We start from the raw sequence: 1390 nt of genomic DNA, 5'->3' as shown, positions 1-1390 counted from the left end.
GCGGCTTTCCTGCAGGCCGATGGCCAAGAGCAGGCAATGCGCCTGCCGCGAGTCCATCCGCGCGGGCAACAGCGCCATCGCCGGCCGCACCGCGCTATCCATGATCTGGTCAAGCGTCATGCTTGCCCTCCTTGTCTGATTGCGTTTCCAACCCCAGCGTCTTGCGCCGTATCTCGACCGCCCAGTCCACCAGGTCCTGGTTCTGCAGCTTGGCCGTCAACCGCAGGTAGGCGCCCAGCACCCACCAGGCCGGCAACCCGGCCAGCAGCATGCAGGGGCCCAGCACGTAGAACATGGCCAGCAGCCCGTCTTCACCCAGCCCGGTGCGCTCGGCCATCCAGTAGGCGGAGGACATGATGTCGGGCATCCAGGCGATCATGCCGATCGCCAATATCGGCCCGAACAGAAATGAACTGACCACCGTGCAAGCGGTGCGCGCCACGAACTCGCGCGGCGAGCGCGGCGGCATCAGCAACATGCCGATCAACGCCGCCATCGCGGCCGGCATGCCGAACGCCATCGCAATTTTCAGGGCGGCAAAACCGCCCAATCCCGTAGATCCCGGTTCCATGGTTACACCGCTCCTGTCGACGGCGCGCATTGCTGCCTCCCGCGAACATCACGGGCGCCGCGGTGGCGCGCCGGATGAGAATTTTGAAATCCGGGCGACACTGTCGTCCGTTTGCCCCAGGCCCCGCCTGCTTCGGCATTTATGCTGTTTCCGTTTATTGGTCTTACCCCCTAGCCCGAATCGTCATGAAACCCTGGACCCGTCGTCAGCCCCGCCGCAAGCCCGCCCCCACCCTCGCCGACGCGCTGACGCGTTACCTGGCCGAGGTGTCCGCCACGAAGAAAGGCCACACCGCCGAGCAGTCGATTGCGCGCATCTGGCGCGCAACGCGCCTGTCCATCCGGCCGGTCGACCGTATTCGCAGCTCGGACTTGACCGAACTGCGCGACGAATGGCTGAAAGACCGGGCGCCGGCCACCGTGGTGCGGCGCATGGCTTTCCTGTCGCACGTCTACACCGTGATCCGCAAAGACTGGGGTTTTGACCAACTGGCCAACCCCGTGCAGCTGGTGCGCAGGCCGGCGGTGGATGACGCACGCGATCGACGTCTCTTTGACCGCATCACGCTGCGCGGGGTGTCAGACGATGATTGCCCGCGCAAGGAACTGGAATGGATCATCCGCGCCACCCGGTCGGCCGAACTGCCGACCATCCTGACCGTGGCCAAGGAAACAGGCATGCGCCGGTCTGAAGTCGTAGGTATCCAGCGTGAACACCTGGACCTGATGCACGGCGTGGTGCATCTGCCGCATACCAAGAACGGCCGCGCCCGTGACGTACCCCTGACGCCCCGAGCGCGCGAGGCGCTGCGGCGCTGGG

Annotated in this window: 2 protein-coding genes; one reads left to right on the top strand and one right to left on the bottom strand. The window is 65.7% G+C overall.

Annotated elements, in window-relative coordinates:
• Window positions 1-109: 109 nt before the first annotated feature.
• Window positions 110-571: a hypothetical protein gene (locus U858_RS0132915; protein WP_025141333.1), complete on the bottom strand. Its 462-nt coding sequence runs from the start codon at window positions 569-571 to the stop codon at window positions 110-112.
• A 185-nt stretch (window positions 572-756) separates the two neighbouring features.
• Here U858_RS0132915 and U858_RS0132910 point away from each other — a divergent pair.
• Window positions 757-1390, top strand: a 634-nt coding sequence (locus tag U858_RS0132910) for a tyrosine-type recombinase/integrase (RefSeq protein ID WP_025141332.1), incomplete at its 3' end; no start/stop codon positions are given.

The sequence above is a fragment of the Achromobacter sp. DH1f genome, assembly GCF_000633435.1.
GTDB classification, from domain to species: Bacteria; Pseudomonadota; Gammaproteobacteria; order Burkholderiales; family Burkholderiaceae_B; genus Achromobacter; species Achromobacter deleyi.
This window is presented reverse-complemented; position numbering and strand designations above follow the sequence as displayed.